The organism is Pararhizobium sp. LjRoot235, from assembly GCF_964254145.1.
GTDB lineage: Bacteria > Pseudomonadota > Alphaproteobacteria > Rhizobiales > Rhizobiaceae > Pararhizobium.
In genome coordinates, this window is the sequence record NZ_CAXUSP020000001.1 from 3,851,166 (window position 1) to 3,864,641 (window position 13,476).

At 60.1% G+C, this 13,476-nt stretch carries 14 protein-coding genes; 7 read left to right on the forward strand and 7 right to left on the reverse strand.

All coding sequences use genetic code 11. The features are described from left to right. Positions 1 to 2 precede the first annotated feature (2 nt). The 5 genes from ACSQ2Z_RS18930 to ACSQ2Z_RS18950 form a co-directional block, all read right to left on the reverse strand. Positions 3 to 1,007, reverse strand: coding sequence for an ABC transporter permease (locus ACSQ2Z_RS18930; protein WP_436082624.1), 1,005 nt, complete (start codon positions 1,005 to 1,007; stop codon positions 3 to 5). Then, entirely contained in the window at positions 1,007 to 1,987 is a 981-nt protein-coding gene (locus ACSQ2Z_RS18935; protein WP_436082625.1) for an ABC transporter permease, read from the reverse strand. The genes ACSQ2Z_RS18930 and ACSQ2Z_RS18935 overlap by 1 nt, the downstream gene beginning before the upstream one ends. Beyond that, entirely contained in the window at positions 1,984 to 3,480 is a 1,497-nt protein-coding gene (locus ACSQ2Z_RS18940; RefSeq protein ID WP_436082626.1) for a sugar ABC transporter ATP-binding protein, read from the reverse strand. Before ACSQ2Z_RS18940 ends, ACSQ2Z_RS18935 begins: the two co-directional genes overlap by 4 nt. Before the next feature lie 193 nt (positions 3,481 to 3,673). Then, on the reverse strand, positions 3,674 to 4,663 hold the full coding sequence (gene rhaS / locus ACSQ2Z_RS18945) for a rhamnose ABC transporter substrate-binding protein (protein ID WP_436082627.1): 990 nt from the start codon (positions 4,661 to 4,663) through the stop codon (positions 3,674 to 3,676). A 129-nt stretch (positions 4,664 to 4,792) separates the two neighbouring features. Then, on the reverse strand, positions 4,793 to 5,605 hold the full coding sequence (locus ACSQ2Z_RS18950) for a DeoR/GlpR family DNA-binding transcription regulator (protein WP_436082628.1): 813 nt from the start codon (positions 5,603 to 5,605) through the stop codon (positions 4,793 to 4,795). Between the two features lie 201 nt (positions 5,606 to 5,806). On the opposite strand from ACSQ2Z_RS18950, the gene ACSQ2Z_RS18955 reads away from it, so the two are divergent. The 6 genes from ACSQ2Z_RS18955 to ACSQ2Z_RS18980 all read left to right on the forward strand — a co-directional run bounded on the left by ACSQ2Z_RS18955 (position 5,807) and on the right by ACSQ2Z_RS18980 (position 11,055). Next, positions 5,807 to 7,906, forward strand: coding sequence for a bifunctional rhamnulose-1-phosphate aldolase/short-chain dehydrogenase (locus ACSQ2Z_RS18955; RefSeq protein ID WP_436082629.1), 2,100 nt, complete (start codon positions 5,807 to 5,809; stop codon positions 7,904 to 7,906). Positions 7,907 to 7,919: 13 nt separating this feature from the next. Beyond that, positions 7,920 to 9,212: an L-rhamnose catabolism isomerase gene (rhaI, locus tag ACSQ2Z_RS18960; RefSeq protein WP_436082630.1), complete on the forward strand. Its 1,293-nt coding sequence runs from the start codon at positions 7,920 to 7,922 to the stop codon at positions 9,210 to 9,212. Between the two features lie 215 nt (positions 9,213 to 9,427). Continuing rightward, positions 9,428 to 9,682: a GlsB/YeaQ/YmgE family stress response membrane protein gene (locus tag ACSQ2Z_RS18965; protein WP_436082631.1), complete on the forward strand. Its 255-nt coding sequence runs from the start codon at positions 9,428 to 9,430 to the stop codon at positions 9,680 to 9,682. Between the two features lie 64 nt (positions 9,683 to 9,746). Further along, a complete protein-coding gene (locus ACSQ2Z_RS18970; RefSeq protein WP_436082632.1) occupies positions 9,747 to 9,935 on the forward strand; it encodes a hypothetical protein in 189 nt (62 codons plus the stop codon). A gap of 118 nt (positions 9,936 to 10,053) precedes the next feature. Then, positions 10,054 to 10,557: a YbaK/EbsC family protein gene (locus ACSQ2Z_RS18975; RefSeq protein ID WP_436082633.1), complete on the forward strand. Its 504-nt coding sequence runs from the start codon at positions 10,054 to 10,056 to the stop codon at positions 10,555 to 10,557. A gap of 108 nt (positions 10,558 to 10,665) precedes the next feature. Further along, positions 10,666 to 11,055 carry a DUF930 domain-containing protein gene (locus ACSQ2Z_RS18980; RefSeq protein ID WP_436082634.1) on the forward strand — a complete coding sequence of 130 codons (390 nt, stop codon included), beginning with the start codon at positions 10,666 to 10,668 and terminating at the stop codon, positions 11,053 to 11,055. Positions 11,056 to 11,575: 520 nt separating this feature from the next. Here the strand turns inward: ACSQ2Z_RS18980 and ACSQ2Z_RS18985 are convergent. Further along, positions 11,576 to 11,767: a DUF2735 domain-containing protein gene (locus ACSQ2Z_RS18985; protein ID WP_436082635.1), complete on the reverse strand. Its 192-nt coding sequence runs from the start codon at positions 11,765 to 11,767 to the stop codon at positions 11,576 to 11,578. 138 nt (positions 11,768 to 11,905) lie between these two features. Beyond that, a complete protein-coding gene (locus ACSQ2Z_RS18990) occupies positions 11,906 to 12,268 on the reverse strand; it encodes a hypothetical protein (RefSeq protein ID WP_436082636.1) in 363 nt (120 codons plus the stop codon). Between ACSQ2Z_RS18990 and ACSQ2Z_RS18995 the strand changes: the two genes are divergently transcribed. Beyond that, positions 12,255 to 13,295, forward strand: coding sequence for a glutamine synthetase beta-grasp domain-containing protein (locus tag ACSQ2Z_RS18995; RefSeq protein WP_113003572.1), 1,041 nt, complete (start codon positions 12,255 to 12,257; stop codon positions 13,293 to 13,295). The two genes, ACSQ2Z_RS18990 and ACSQ2Z_RS18995, sit on opposite strands and share 14 nt — an antisense overlap. The last annotated feature ends 181 nt before the right edge of the window (positions 13,296 to 13,476 follow it).

Sequence of the window (13,476 nt, forward strand, 5' to 3'; positions counted from 1 at the left end):
CCTCAATGCGCGGGGCGGCGGCGGGCGCGGGCCCACAGGATCGGCAGGGCGATGACTGAAATCAAAAGCACGCCGATGAAGATCGACATGACGATGCCTGGAACGTTCAAGAGCCCGAAGCCGAAGGTGACCATGCCCATGATGAAGGCCGCGAGCACAACGCCCGGAATGGTGCCGGAGCCGCCGAGAATACTGACGCCGCCAAGTACGACCATCGTCACGACTTCGAGTTCGACGCCAAGCGCGATCGAGGGCCGGGTCGAGCCGAGCCGCGAGGTCAGGCAGATCGAGGCGATGCCGGCCATCACGCCCGTCAGCAGGAATAGGATGAACTTGACCCGGCCGACGCGCACGCCAGAGAACAGCGCTGCCGTCTGGTTACTGCCGATTGCATAGACAGCGCGGCCGAAATTCGTCTTGTGCAGCACCACGCTGTAGATCGCCGCGAAGATGGCGAAGAGAACAAGCTCGAAGGAAAACACCCACCAGACGTAGCCCTGCCCGAAATAGGCGAAGCTCGCAGGATAGCCGGTAAAGGCCTTGTCACCGAGAATGATGAAAGACAGGCCGCGAAAGAGGCTCATCGTACCAATGGTGACGACGATCGACGGCAGGCCGAGGCCGGTGATCAGCAGACCGTTGATCATGCCGCAGAAAAGGCCGGTGCCGAGGCCGATGACAATCAGCGTGGGCGTATCGAAGCCGAAGCTGACGGCAAGCCCCATGGCCGTCGAGGAGAGCGCGATGATCGACGCAACCGACAGGTCGATCTCCCCTGCGATGATGACCAGCGCCATAGCAAAGGCGATCATCGCCTTTTCGGTGAAGTTGAAGGTTGCGTCGGACAGGTTCCACGGGTCGAGGAAATAGGGCGAGGCGAAGGAGTTGATCGTGAAGATCAGCACGGCGACGACCAGAAGCAGGCTTTCCCAGCTCTTCAGCAGCCGATTGCGCCGGCTTTGCAGCCGGTCGGGAATGACCCGGGGTGAGAGATGTGCTTCCGCCATCAGACCGCCTCCGCTTTCTTGAGGATGACACGACCCTTGCGCTTTTCTGACCGGGCGTTGACGGCGACGGCAATGATGATCACCGTGCCGGAAATTGCGAGCTGCGCGAAGGGCGAAATGTTGACGACCGGCAATGCGTTTTTGATGACACCGAGGAACAGGCTGCCGAGTACCGCACCGGGCACCGAGCCGATGCCACCGGCGATCGAGATGCCGCCGATGACGCAGGCCGCGATGATGTCAAGCTCGAAACCGGCGGCGATATCGACGTAGGCGACGGCGTAGCGCGAAACCCAGAGATAGCCCGAGAGACCTGCCAGTGCGCCAGACAGGCAATAGGCAAGGAAGCGCGTGCGGCCGACATCGATGCCGGTGTAGACGGCCGCATGCGGATTGCCGCCGACGGCATAGAAGGCGCGGCCGACCGGTGTGCGCGTCATTAGCAGGTAGACCGCGGCGATTGCCAGAACCGAAAGCCACGACAGCACCGGCAAGCCGGCAAGCGGCGCACGCGGCAGCGCCTTGAAGGCGTCGCTCATCTGATGGGCATTGATCCAGGCGCCGTTGCTCAAAAGGAAGATGGTGCCACGATAGATTGTCAGCGTGCCGAGCGTCACGACGATCGGCGGAATGTCCAGCTTCCAGACAAGCAGGCCGTTGATCGAGCCGAGAGCCGCCCCGAGGATAACGACAGCGAGAATGACCAACGGAATTGGCACGCCGGGAAAGGCGGCATTGATCATCGCTGCGACCATGCCGCAGAGCGCCAGGTTGGCAGCCATGGAGAGGTCGATGCAGCGCGTCAGGATGACGGCCATCTGGCCGAGCGCCAGGATGATGAGGATCGACGTGTCATTATAGACCCGGGCCAGATTGGCAGGCGCGACAAAGCCGGGGAAGCGCAGGGTGATCGCCACCAGCAAGGCGGCGATGGCGATGACGAGAAGGATTTCGCGGTTCTTCAGAATTTTGGCCATCACGCAGCCTCCGATATGCCGGCCGCAGCCCGCACGAGCTTTTCCGCCGTGAGTTCGGAGCGTTCGAAACGCCCGGCGATGCGGCCTTCGCGCATGACGATGACACGGTCGGCCATGCCCATGATTTCGGGAATTTCGGAGGAGACCATGATGACGCTCAAGCCCTGCCCCGCCAGTTCGCTCATGAAGGCGTGAACTGCGGCCTTGGAGCCGATGTCGATGCCCTTGGTTGGTTCGTCGAGGATGATCACCTTCGGCCGGGTCGCCAGCCACTTGGCGATCACCACTTTCTGCTGATTGCCGCCCGACAAGGTGCCGACGTCCTGATCCAGCGATGCCGCACGCAAATCGAGTCGTTGGGTATATTCGCGCGCCAGTGCGAACTCGCTGGCGAGCTTGAGGAAGCCTGAACGCGAGGTCCGGTGCAGCGAGGGCAGCGTGACGTTCTGGAAGATCGGCAGGCCGATGATCGCGCCCTGGCGGCCACGTTCTTCGGGCACATAAACGATCCCCGCTTCGATGGCTTCGGCCGGCGAGCGGATGACAAGGACTTCACCGTCCAATTTCACGGCACCGGCCGAGGGCCGGGTGATGCCGATCAGCGACTGCATGAACTCGGAACGGCCGGCACCAATCAGGCCGTAGAAACCGAGGATCTCGCCGCGGCGAAGCTCGAAATTGATATCCTCGAATTCGGTCGGGTGGCGATAGCCGGAGACGGTCAGCACAGGTTCGCCGATCGCCACATCCACCTTCGGAAAGACCTGACCGACGTCGCGGCCGACCATCATCTTGACCAGCTGATCCTGCGTCACGTCGGCGATCAGCCCCTCGCCGACCATGCCGCCGTCGCGGAACACCGTGTAACGATCGGCGATCCGAAAAATCTCGTCGAACTTGTGGCTGATGAACAGGATAGCCTTGCCGTCCGCCTTCAGCCGGTCGATCAGTTCATAGAGCTCATGGATCTCCTTGTAGGACAGGGCTGCCGTCGGCTCGTCCATGATGACGACGCTGGCGTCGATCGACAATGCCCGGGCGATCGCCACCATGTGCTTGTTGGCGATGCCGAGATCGCGAAGCCGGATGGTCGGATCGATATCGGCTCCGACCCTCAAAAGCAGCTTGCGGGCGTCGCCGTGCAGCTTCTTCCAGTCGATCAGACCGAAACGGTTGCGCGGCGCATGGCCGAGAAAGATATTCTCCGCGACCGACAATTCGTCGAACAGCACCGTTTCCTGATGGATGGCCGTGACACCGGCGTAAGCGGCGGACTGGGCCGTCGGGAAATGCGTTTCCTCGCCATCGACGCGGATCACGCCAGCGTCCGGCTGATAGATGCCCGTCAAAATCTTGACGAGGGTCGACTTTCCGGCGCCGTTCTCGCCGATCAGCGCCGTGACGGAGCCCGGATAGAGCGTCAGCGACACGCTGGAAAGAGCGCGCACGCCCGGAAAGGATTTGGAGATGCCCTCCAGTGCGATAGCGGGTTTCATCCGCGATGTGGTCGTTTCCTGCAGCAAGAGGCAATCCACCAGTGAGATTGAATTTGAAATGGTTAGGCATGTTGCTAACCGCGCACTTCCTCTTCTCCCTAGCGGGGAGAAGTGCCGAGCGCCAGCGAGGCGATGAGGGGGCTTTCCGCAGACGCTGTGTTTGCCGAGCCGCCCCCTCATCTGCCCTTCCAGATCAGAAGATCTTGGCGAATTCCTCGACGTTCGAGGCATCATACACGAACGGGTCGGCCATCGCGCCTTCGTTGTTATCGTCGAGCTTGACGGTGCCCATACGGCCCATCTTCAGCTCGGCGCCCGGCTTGGCTTCGGCACCGCCGATCAGGTCATAGGCGATCATCGTTGCGGAATAGCCGAGGTCGATCGGGTTCCAGATCGCGAAGGACTTGGACGAACCCGCCTTCACATGGCCCGCCATTTCCGAAGGAAGGCCGAGGCCGGTGACGTTGATCTGGCCGACCTTGCCGGCATCCTCGACGGCTTGGGCTGCAGCAACGATACCGACCGAGGTTGGCGCGATGATCGCCTTCAGATTCGGATAGGACTGAATGAGGCCTTGCGTTTCGCGATAGGACTTGTCGGCAAGGTCGTCGCCATAGACCGTTGCTACGACATTGATGCCCTTGTAGTTGCCCTGGACCTTCTTCATTTCCTCGATCCAGGTGTTCTGGTTCGTGGCAGTGGCGGAGGCCGACAGCACGGCGACATCGCCGCCGTCCGGAAGGTTGTCAGCCGCGAGCTTGATGATCATGTTGCCGATCAGCGGGTTGGACGACGGGTTGAGATGCATCAGGCGACCCTCGGGCGCAACGCCGCTGTCCCAGGAAATGACCTTGATGCCGCGATCCATCGCCTTCTTCAGCGCCGGAACCAGCGCGTCCTTGTCATTGGCCGAGATGGCGATTGCATCGACCTTCTGCGCTACCAGCGAATTAATCACCTCGATCTGGCCTTCAGCCGTCGTCGACGTCGGACCGGTGTAGATCACCTCGACGTCGCCGAGTTCCTTGGCTGCTTCCTGCGCGCCCTTGTTGGCGGCTTCGAAGAAACCGATGCCGAGCGCCTTGACAACGAGGGCGATCTTCTTGTTTTCCGCATGCGCGGCGTTTGCCATCAGCGCCAGCGAAACCGCTGCGGTGACCATGAGTGACTTCCAAATCTTCATTGACGTTCTCCTCCCTCAAGCCGCGCAGTCACAATGACCGCGTTCATCCGGCTTTATGCTCTAAAAGTCTGCCGGCCCGGCCTCGCAGCCTTGGAGACCGGCGGTTTTCCATTCCTCTTTCCGCCAGCGTCAGGCCGACGAGGAAACAGCCTCCTCAACTGTGCCGGCCTTCATATTGGCGACGACCAAATTGACGCCGGCATCCTCGAGCATCCGGACGTGCCTGTCCTCGATGCCCGAATCCGTGATCACCGTGGTGATACGCTTCAGCCCGCACAGGATGAGGCTGGAGCGCTTGTGAAATTTTGACGAGTCGATCAGCACGACGAGTTCGTCGGCCTGGTCGATCAGTTTCTGTTCCGCCTGGATGAGCAGCGGATCGCCCTCCATCAGGCCGAGGGGCCCGAGCCCCTGCGCGCCCATGAACATGCGGCGTGCGTAGAAATTGCGCGTCACGTCATTGTCGAAGGGACTGAGAATGATGTTCTGCTCGCGGTAGATCGTGCCGCCCGACAGCATCACCGTGTTCTTCGAATGCTTGAGCAGATGTTCTGCGATCGGAAAGGAATTGGTGAACACCTGCATGCGGCGGTTAGCCAGGAAATGCACCATCTGGAAGGTTGTCGTGCCGCCATTGATGATGATCGGCTCGCCATCCTGGCAGAGCGCCACCGCCTCCTTGGCGATCGCCTGCTTCTGGCGGGCATGCAGGCCTTCATTGACGCTGAAGGGTCGGCCGGCAAGACCGACGAACTGCGGCGGATTGATCGCTTCTGCGCCACCGCGCACCCGCCGAAGACGTTTCTGCACGTGCAGAGCGGCAATATCCCGGCGGATCGTCGCCTCGGAACTATCCGTCAATTCGACCAGTTCAGGCACGGTCACGACCGGCTTGTCCTGAACCGCCGACAGAATGATCCTGTGTCGCTCTTTTTCGTGCATTTCGTCCTCCAACGATGCCTATGCTTCCATCACCGATCGTGCATTGTCAATCACTTTCAATCATATTTTTTCATTGTGCACTGCAATATGACTGAATTTGATCGTTTCTGATTGACACGATGCCGATCTTTGTGTGATCTGATCACAATGAATACGCCCTTGCCCACTGGCCGGCGCGGAATTGACCGGGAGGAATGATCGATGCTCGACAAGCAACAAGGCGCGCGCCTTGCCAATCTCTGGGATGACAGCAAGGCAGCCGGGATGAGCGAGCCGGAACGGCTGCTCTATCGCTCCAACCTGCTCGGCTCCGACAAGCGCATCACCAATTACGGCGGCGGCAACACGTCCGCCAAGGTCATCGAAAAGGATCCGCTCGGCGGCGGCGAGGTCGAGGTTCTCTGGGTCAAGGGCTCCGGCGGCGATGTCGGCACCATCAAAATGGATGGCTTTTCCACCCTCTACATGGACAAGCTGAATGCGCTGAAGGGTCTTTATCGCGGCGTCGAATTCGAAGATGAGATGGTCGGCTACCTGCCGCATTGCACCTTCAACCTCAACCCGCGCGCCGCATCCATCGATACGCCACTGCATGCCTATGTGCCGAAAAAACATGTCGACCACATGCATCCGGACGCGATCATCGCAATCGCCGCCTCGAAGAACAGCAGCGAACTGACGCAGCAGATTTTCGGCGATGATATCGGCTGGCTGCCGTGGAAACGCCCCGGCTTCGAGCTCGGCCTGTGGTTGGAAAAATTCTGCAAGGAAAATCCGAACGCCCGCGGCGCCGTGCTGGAGAGCCACGGTCTCTTCACCTGGGGTGATACCGCGAAGGAAGCCTACGAAACCACGATCGAGATCATCAACAAGGCGATCGCCTGGTTCGAGACCGAAAACACCGTCCCGGCCTTCGGCGGCGCTGTAAAGCCGGTGTTGCCTGCCGCTGAGCGCCGCGCAGTCGCGCAAAAACTGATGCCGGTCATTCGCGGCATGATCAGCGCCGACGAACGCAAGCTCGGTCATTTCGACGACAGCCAGGCCGTGCTCGATTTCGTCACCTCGAAGAATCTCGAACCGCTGGCAGCGCTCGGCACCTCCTGCCCCGACCATTTCCTGCGCACCAAGATTTGCCCGCTGGTCGTCGATTTCGATCCGGCCAGTCCCGATATCGACAAGACGCTCGCCGGCCTTGAAGCGGCAATCGCCGAATATCGAGCCGGTTACGCCGCCTACTACGAGCGTTGCAAGCGCGACAACAGCCCGGCGATGCGCGATCCGAACGCGGTCGTCTATCTCGTTCCCGGCGTCGGAATGATCACCTTCGCCAAGGACAAGGCGACCGCCCGCATTTCCGGCGAGTTCTACGTCAACGCCATCAACGTCATGCGCGGCGCCTCCGGCGTCTCGACCTATGTCGGCCTGCCGGAGCAGGAAGCCTTCGACATCGAATATTGGCTGCTCGAGGAAGCCAAGCTCCAGCGCATGCCGAAGCCGAAGATGCTGGCCGGCAAGATCGCGCTGGTCACCGGCGGCGCCGGCGGCATCGGCAAGGCGACGGCGAACCGGCTGATGGCGGAAGGCGCCTGTGTGGTGCTCGCCGATATCGACGAAACCGCTCTCGCTGCCGCGCATACGGAACTCGGCAACCGCTACGGCAAGGATTTCGTGCGCGCCGTCAACATGAACGTTACCGACGAAGCGGCGGTCGAGAAGAGCTTCGCCGACTCACTCCTGGAATTCGGCGGCCTCGACATTCTCGTCTCCAATGCCGGCCTTGCCTCCTCCGCTCCCATCGAAGACACGACACTGGCGCTCTGGAACAAGAACATCGACATTCTCGCGACCGGCTATTTCCTGGTGTCGCGCGAAGCGTTCCGGATTTTCCGGAGCCAAAAGGCCGGCGGCAACGTCGTCTTCGTCGCCTCCAAGAACGGCCTTGCCGCCTCCCCCGGCGCATCCGCCTATTGTACGGCGAAGGCCGCCGAAATTCACCTCGCCCGCTGCCTCGCGCTCGAAGGCGCGTCCGCCCAGATCCGCGTCAACGTCGTCAATCCGGATGCCGTGCTGCGCGGCTCCAAGATCTGGTCTGGCGAATGGAAGGAACAGCGCGCCGCCATCTACAAGACCGATTCCGAGGGATTGGAGGCCTTGTACCGCGAGCGCTCCATGCTGAAGCTCAGCGTCTTCCCGGAAGACATCGCTGAAGCGATCTATTTCCTCGCCTCCGACATGTCGGCCAAGTCCACCGGCAACATTATCAATGTCGATGCGGGCAACGCCCAGTCATTCACGCGCTGATCCGGAGAGCCACATGATACGGATGATCAACAAGGACGTCATCGACGCCGACAACGCGGCCCGTCTTGCCGATCTGAAAGCCGACTACGACTATCTCGGCACGCAACTGTCGCGCCGGGGCATCGACATCGGTGCCATCAAAGCGAAAGTATCTGCTTACGGTGTCGCTGTACCCTCCTGGGGCGTCGGCACCGGCGGCACGCGCTTTGCCCGCTTTCCCGGTACCGGCGAGCCGCGCAACATCTTCGACAAGATCGAGGATTGCTCGGTCATCCAGCAACTGACGAGAGCGACGCCGTCCGTCTCCCTGCATATCCCGTGGGACAAGGTCGATGATCTCAAGGAACTGAGGGAGAAGGGCAACGCGCTCGGCCTCGCTTTCGACGCGATGAACTCCAACACTTTCTCCGACGCGCCGGACCAGCCCCATTCCTATAAGTTCGGCTCGCTGTCCCATGCCGACGCCGCCACCCGCAGCCAAGCCGTCGATCACAATCTCGAATGCATCGAGATCGGCAAGGCGCTCGGCTCCAAGGCGCTAACCGTCTGGGTCGGCGACGGCTCCAACTTCCCCGGCCAGAGCAATTTCACCCGGAGTTTCGAGCGCTACCTCGAGGCGATGAAGGTCATCTACAGGGGCCTGCCGGATGATTGGCGCATCTTCACCGAGCACAAGATGTTCGAACCGGCCTTCTATTCGACCGTGGTGCAGGACTGGGGCACCAACTATCTGGTCGCCCAGGAGCTCGGCCCGAAGGCCTGTTGCCTAGTCGATCTCGGCCACCATGCGCCGAACGTCAATATCGAGATGATCGTCGCCCGGCTGATCCAGTTCAAGAAACTCGGCGGCTTCCACTTCAACGATTCGAAGTATGGCGACGACGATCTCGATACGGGATCGATCGATCCCTACCGCCTGTTCCTCATCTTCAACGAACTGGTGGATGCGGAGACGCGCAACGTCGAAGGGTTCGCGCCTGCGCATATGCTCGACCAGAGCCATAACGTCACCGATCCGATCGAAAGCCTGATGAACTCGGCGATGGAAGTCAGCCGCGCCTATGCACAGGCGCTGCTGATCGATCGCCAGGCGCTTGAAGGCTATCAGGACGGCAATGACGCGCTGATGGCGACCGAGACGCTGAAAGCCGCCTTCCGCACCCATGTCGAGCCAATCCTCGCCATGGCCCGGTTCGAGGCCGGCGGCGCGATCGCACCGGTTGCGGCCTATCGGGCAAGCGGCTACCGCGCCAAGGTATCGAGCGAGCGCCCGGCTTCGAAGAGCGGCGGCGGCGGCATCGTCTGAGCAGCGCCCGATTCGCGAAACAGCCCGGCGGCTGCCGGGTCGTTTTGTGAAGGCAACAAGCATGGATTTTGGCCCGTCCAGATCGGAAATGCCGCCGCCATGCCGTCTTTCAACCTATTGAAAGCAAAAAAACTTCGAAGATCCAATTTCCTTCTGACGCGGCTCTCTTTTCGCTCTATCCTGCTTCTTGCCGATACAACGGAAAGGAACCATCCATGGGTATCGAAAGTATCGTCGTTTTTCTGATCGTCGGCGCCATTGCCGGCTGGCTTGCAGGGTTGATCGTATCGGGTTTCGGCTTCGGCCTGCTCGGCAACATCGTTATCGGCATTATCGGGGCCCTCATTGCCGGAGCACTGTTTCCGCGGCTCGGCTTCGGCGTCGGTGGTGGCGTCCTCTGGGCGATCATTCATGCCACTCTCGGCGCTGTCATCCTGCTCGCGCTGATCAGGATCGTCAAACGCGCGTGACGCAGACCCATGCGAATAACCCGCGCAACCACGCGGGCTATTCCTGCATTTCTCAGGAGTTATCATGCCCGACCTTTACGATCCCCAGATCGAACAAGCACTTCAATCCTTCATTTCCGATCATCCGGGAATGGATACCCGCAACCAGGCCATCGCCGCCATCCTGACCAACTGGTTCACCAACCATGGCTACCTGCCGCACGATCAGGAAGGCATCCGTCCGGAAAATCTTGACGCATCGAACGACGACTGAAACTATCGCCGGACAGCTCACGTGACGGTTGAGCGCCCGGAGCATTTACCGTCACTCCTCCCCATATCCGGATAGGCCGCATGTGTGGCTTCGATCCGAACGGACCGGTTGCAGCACCATGAGCCTTTCCTCCGTGAAGTCGTTCTTCGCCGAAAACGCCCCCGACATAGACGTCATCGAACTTCCGCAGAGCACCGCCACCGTCGCTCTGGCTGCCGAGGGACATGGTGTCGAGCCGGCGCAGATCGCCAAGACGCTGGCGCTCAGGGTCGCCGACGAAGTTATCCTGATCGTGACGCGCGGCGACGCCCGTCTCGACAATAAGAAGTACAAGGCCCTTTTCGCCACAAAGGCCCGCATGCTGGGCTTTGACGAGGTCGAGCAGGAGACGGGCCATCCCGTCGGTGGCGTCTGCCCCTTCGGGCTCGTAAAGCCGCACAAGGTTTATTGCGACATTTCGCTGAAAGCCTTCGACGAAGTCGTGCCAGCGGCCGGTGCGCCGCATGCGGCCGTCAGAATCAATCCTGACCGGATGGCGGCCCTCTCATCGGCCGAGTGGATCGATGTTTCGGATATCGAGCGCGCCATTCCCGCCTTTGAATGGACACAAAGGTTTCCTTGAAGTTACTGCACAAGCCGCGCGGCGCAGTAATGTCAGTGTCCGCCAGCACGTCCCATGAAACACGCTTTGCGGTTTCCTTTTCTGGCTGACGAAGGAGTAGACGGCGCGATGAACAGGCTTGTTTGCTTGGGCTTGCTTACCGCTGCCATCACGGCACCGGCGGCAGCCATGGACCGGTCGCTGATCAAGCAGTTCAAGGAACTCGATCCGCAGACCCGCCTGGAACAGCGATGCGATACCGAAGCGATGTGGGAGATCAACGCTGGCAAGACGTTGTTCAAGCCGGACAAGGTGATTGCCTATACCTTCGCGGATCCCGTTGTCGAGAACGACAAGATCCAAGCGCCGGGCGCGGTTTTTCGCAGCAAGGGGGAATGGTACAAGCTGAAATACCAATGCAGCACCGGGCCTGACCATATCGAGGTGCTGTCGTTCAATTATACGATCGGCGACCTTGTTCCCCATGATGAATGGGAGGCGCACTATCTCTATCCGTGAGCCGAAGGGGCTCCGGCTTGCCGTTATATTACAGGACGATGAACAGGATCATGAAGGCGCCGAGCGACAGCGCAACCATGATGTTCAAGAGCGTCTTCATGATATGGTCAGTCATGTCGAGCATCCATTTTCCCTCCGCAGGATCGCGCGAGACCGTACGGCTCCCGCCCTGCGGGGATCTTCGCCCAGCCCGGCAAGTTTTGGTTTGCCGAGACGCCAAATCTCCTCTCGCACAACGGATCAGCAGTCGTTTTGATCCCGTCGAAAGGCGACTCTGCCTTAATTTGCGCCTAAACTGTTAAAATAGCGTCACATTCGGTCGAGCAATTGGCATTTGTTAATCATATGCCTCCGACTGAACGGCGGAAAGTTCTCCGAAGGTGGAGGGATCAGAACTTTCAGGTGCTTTGGCGATGACTCTCGTCATCCGATCGTATCACGCGGAATATCGTCAACGCGCAAACACGGCGCTCTACCGGAGCGGCATATTCGGCAACGGCAGCAGCTGCACCCGTCCTGATCAGGACTTTGGCGCCTGCTCCTCGCGGAGCGCCTCTTCATGGTACCAGTTGCTGTAATCGACCACCGGAAACTGCCTGGGCCGGAAATCGGTAACCGTGCCCGCCTGCTCGAAGCGGCGCCGCCCCAGTTTCCTGCCACCAGCGGGGAATTCGTAGATTTTGGCGGTATCGCCCCTGGAAATCATTGCCATCTATCGACGTTCCTTCGTTTTCGAGCCTGCACGTATCGAATTTGGCGAAGATAGCAGATTTGCGCGGGTTTTGCGCGGATTGATTAAAAAAAATACAGGCAGCCTAAAAAATAGGCTATTTTTTAGGCATCGAATTTTTCACAGGACTTTCGCGACAAATTTTAAGCGTTTGCACGCCCGCCAAATTGTCGCAAGTTTTGCGTAAATTTTGCGCAGAGCCTGCGGTTTTTGCCGAAAACGGGCGACAGATCCTGCGAAAACTTTCCATAACCGGCCGGAAAAGGCTAATTTTGCCAGAGATTTCGCACGTCCGGACGATACCGGCTTGCCGGAACCCGATGAGCGCCGGATTTCGCCGGTCACGCCGCGAGATCGGCCAACTCCGGCAACTGGCACGCCCCGTGCATATACGTCGTCAGCCGTTGGCGGCGAAGCACGGTTCAGTTTTTCCTGGTGCTGCGCATCATCAACCCATGAGAGGTTCGAAATGACGAAATACAAGCTCGAGTACATCTGGCTCGATGGGTACACACCGGTACCGAATCTTCGCGGTAAGACACAGATCAAGGAATTCGAAACGTTCCCGACGCTCGAACAGCTGCCGCTGTGGGGCTTCGACGGTTCGTCGACCATGCAGGCCGAAGGCCGCAGCTCGGACTGCGTGCTGAAGCCGGTTGCGATCTATCCGGATCCGGCCCGCACCAACGGCGCGCTCGTGATGTGCGAAGTCATGATGCCGGATGGCGTCACGCCGCACGCTTCCAACAGTCGCGCCACCATCCTCGACGATGAAGACGCCTGGTTCGGCTTCGAGCAGGAATACTTCTTCTACGAAAACGGCCGTCCGCTCGGCTTCCCGGAAAGCGGCTACCCCGCTCCGCAGGGCCCGTACTACACCGGCGTCGGCTACTCCAACGTCGGCAGTGTCGCGCGCGAGATCGTCGAAGAGCATCTCGACCTCTGCCTCGCAGCCGGCATCAACCACGAAGGCATCAACGCCGAGGTGGCAAAGGGTCAGTGGGAATTCCAGATTTTCGGCAAGGGCTCCAAGAAGGCCGCCGACCAGATCTGGATGGCGCGCTACCTGCTTCTGCGCCTCTGCGAAAAATACGGCATCGACATCGAGTTCCACTGCAAGCCGCTCGGCGACACCGACTGGAACGGTTCGGGAATGCACGCCAACTTCTCGACCAAGCACATGCGCGAAGTCGGCGGCAAGGAATATTTCGAAGCGCTGATGGCGCAGTTCGACAAGAACCTGCAGGCCCACATCGACGTCTACGGCCCGGACAACCACCTGCGCCTGACCGGCAAGCACGAGACTGCCCCGTGGAACAAGTTCAGCTACGGTGTTGCTGACCGCGGCGCTTCGATCCGCGTGCCGCACTCCTTCGTCAACAACGGCTACAAGGGTTACCTGGAAGACCGCCGCCCGAACAGCCAAGGCTGCCCCTACCAGATCGCCTCCCAGATCCTGAAGACGATCTCGGAAGTTCCGCTCGAAGGCAGCGTTTCGGCTGCTGCCTAAGCGATTTCTCGTGGCGCCGGTTCACCAATCGGCGCCACGATTCTGTTTCAGCGGCACCGCGTCGACTGCCCGATCCTGGCCGTACCCCTTACTCTTTGCGATCGGCACCGCCTCCCCCTAACTTAAGATAGACCCCACACTGGTATTCCGGTCTCGCGGTGACTAAGTTTACAGTCCAGAA